2 protein-coding genes and 2 pseudogenes are annotated in these 2,762 nt (G+C 57.3%); 3 read left to right on the top strand and 1 reads right to left on the bottom strand.

Going from position 1 to position 2,762, the window contains the following annotated elements; genetic code table 11:
* Positions 1–2: 2 nt before the first annotated feature.
* The gene (locus tag BF95_RS24860; RefSeq protein WP_051520236.1) at positions 3–329 is read right to left on the bottom strand and encodes a hypothetical protein; all 327 of its coding nucleotides are present in this window, start codon (positions 327–329) and stop codon (positions 3–5) included.
* Positions 330–1,035: 706 nt separating this feature from the next.
* Between BF95_RS24860 and BF95_RS30020 the strand changes: the two are divergent.
* The 3 genes and pseudogenes from BF95_RS30020 to BF95_RS30010 all read left to right on the top strand — a co-directional run.
* A pseudogene (locus BF95_RS30020) lies at positions 1,036–1,839 on the top strand (recombinase family protein); the annotation flags it as partial.
* Positions 1,840–1,874: 35 nt separating this feature from the next.
* Positions 1,875–2,087: pseudogene (locus BF95_RS30865) on the top strand (hypothetical protein); the annotation flags it as partial.
* A 66-nt stretch (positions 2,088–2,153) separates the two neighbouring features.
* Complete coding sequence (locus BF95_RS30010) at positions 2,154–2,732, top strand: hypothetical protein (RefSeq protein ID WP_235210000.1); 579 nt, start codon at positions 2,154–2,156, stop codon at positions 2,730–2,732.
* Positions 2,733–2,762: the final 30 nt, after the last annotated feature.

The following is a 2,762-nucleotide window of genomic DNA, read 5'->3' as shown; positions in this document are numbered from 1 at the left end:
CGTCATTCAACGCGAGCGCGAGGAAGTCGGAGCCACGCCTGCCGTAGACCTCGCGCTTGCGTTCYTTTATCCCGGACGAGCGCGAACAAATAAGCTTCCGCATCCTCGTGATAACGAAATAGGAAGACCGGGATCGTCCATTCATGGCTACCGATATAATCGTAGTGCTCAGTAAGCATGCCGGCCATGACTTCACCGAACAGGCCACGTCGCGTGATCGACGGCAGGCAGGTCGGATAAGTGATATGCACTGCGGGGTTATCCGCGTCGGGGTGAAGCTCGATGCCCATCTGTTCGTGAAAAAAAAAAAAACGCGCGGGCATCTGCATGCGCGGATTCGAAATAAGACACGAAATCGGCGATCAGATCATCGTCGCAGTAGCAATCTTGCTCGAGCAACAGATGACCGTAATTATCGACATCGCTCGGATAATCCTTAAGCCATCGTTTCAGCGCAGCGTTCGGCGGTGGGCAATTGTGCAAGGTCAATGTCGAAACTCCCCCGCGCCGTCTGTATGGAAATCGGGCACCAGCATGAAGCATTAAATGGATCAAGTTGCGACATATTTGCTTTGACCCCGCCCAGCCCTGACAACCACTGCCTATTGGCGTAATGGCAGTCCCTTTCTTTGCTGCCTTTATCAGCCACCCCTTTAGGTTGCTCCGATCTTCGTCCAAACAACCGGAATTAGGGCGCCTTGCTGTCCGACAGCTGCCGAACGTGCGAATGATCGGTTCCAGCGCAAGGCAATGTTCCTGCAGCCGCATCGGAACGGCGTGAGTTGGTCGACTCCCGCCAGATTAGCAGAAAACGAACGGCACACGTGAAATGAATATATTCCGACGATTAACCGAATAGAACCGACGGCAGCACGTCGCGAGGGTCGATTGATCACGATCTCGAAGCCCTGCTCATCCATGTTGGCCGACTGCAGGACAGCATAAAGCCGCGCTCTAATTTTGATTTCTTCCTCAGATTGGCAAGCATGGTCAAATCTGTAGACTAACCCCAAAGCTCATCTCTGGAGACTCCGAATGCCCCGCGTAGCGCTGTATGCCCGCTATTCCGACGACAAGCAGAGCCCTGCATCTATCGACGACCAGTTTTTGATATGCCGTGAGCAGGCGGCGCGCGAAGGCTGGCGGATTGTCGCCAATTACAAAGATGCCGCGATCTCCGGCGCGAGCGTCATACTGCGTCCGGGCATCCAGTCACTTTTGCACGATGCGCAGATGGGGCGCTTCGACATTCTGCTGGCCGAGGCGTTGGATCGGGTGTCACGCGACCAAGCCGACGTCGCCACGCTCTACAAGAATCTCCAGTTCGCCGGCGTGAAGATAGTTACCCTGGCAGAAGGTGAAGTTTCTGAACTGCATGTCGGCCTCAAGGGCACTATGAACGCGCTGTTCCTCAAGGATCTTGCGAAGAAGACCCATCGCGGTCTGCGCGGCCGCGTCGAAATGGGCAAATCGGGTGGCGGGCTTTGCTTTGGCTATGACGTCGTGCGGCGCTTCTCAAGCGAAGGCGAACCGGTCCACGGTGAGCGCAGCATCAATGCCGCGGAAGCTGAAGTCATTCGCCAGGTTTTCCGACAGTTCGCCAATGGGCTCAGCCCCCATGCAATTGCCTGCCGTCTGAATGACTCCGGGATTTCAGCCCCAACGGGCAAGCTGTGGACATCAACCACGATCCGCGGCCACGCCAAGCGCGGCACAGGCCTCCTCAACAATGAGCTGTATATCGGCAAACTTGTCTGGAACCGGCTGCGCTATCTGAAGAACCCGCAAACCGGCAAGCGCGTCTCCCGCATCAATCCCAAATCCGAATGGATTGTGACCGAGGTTCCTGACCTACGGATCGTGGATGACGAACTCTGGCAGGCTGTGAAGGCAAGGCAGGAGAATATCGCGATCCAATATGCCGATGTCATCGAGCAACCCGCTCCGCCCATACAGCTCTTAATCGAACGCATCGCCCAAAAAGCCTTCTTTCCGGCCTGGTTTATTGCGGCTGCTGCGGCGGTCCTTATTCCCTTCGCGGGCAGGGGCGGTTTGCCTGTTCGAACCATGGTGATACGAAAAGCTGCTCGAACGGGCATAGCATCACGCGCGACAAACTCGAAGCGCGCGTCCTTGATGGTCTGCGCGATCGCATGATGACCGCCGAGGTCGCGGCAGAGGCCATTCGGACCTACGTCGAGGAGAATAATCGCATCAACCACCAGCGCCGCGCGTCAGAGATCGCCGATCGAACCGACCTGCAGAAAGTCCTCAAGGCGATCAAAGGCCTTGTGACACTCGCGAAAGAAGGCAAGGGCACGCGCGCGCTTGTCGATGAGCTTTTGGAGCTGGAAGCGCAGGAGGATGCGATCCGCGCTCGTTTGGCTGCGGCCCCTGCTGACGTGCCTGACATCCACCCCAACATCTCTGAGATTTATCGGCGCAAAGTCGAGCGACTGACTCACGCACTATCGCAGCCGGAAGAGCGCCAGGAAGCCGCCGATGCGTTGCGGGCGCTGATCGAGCGGATCGAGCTTACGCCCGGCGCGAAGCGCGGTGAGGTCAACGCCATGCTCTACGGTGAGTTTGGCAGGATCCTGGAGTGGATCGAGCAGCGTCGAGTGGCCGAGCATGCACAAAGCCGGCGCTTTGGCGTCGGGGGCTTTGTGGGAATCGGTTTTGGTGGGTTGCGGGGAGTTAGGGATTTTGAACCTACGACCTTCAGGTTATGAGCCTGACGAGCTACCGGGCTGCTCCATCCC

Source organism: Sphingobium sp. Ant17, from assembly GCF_000588875.1.
Classification (GTDB): Bacteria; Pseudomonadota; Alphaproteobacteria; order Sphingomonadales; family Sphingomonadaceae; genus Sphingobium.
This window is presented reverse-complemented; position numbering and strand designations above follow the sequence as displayed.

Coding starts and splice junctions, on each gene's coding strand:
- BF95_RS30010 (WP_235210000.1), top strand. CDS start 2,154: ATGATGACCGCCGAGGTCGCGGCAGAGGCCATTCGGACCTACGTCGAG.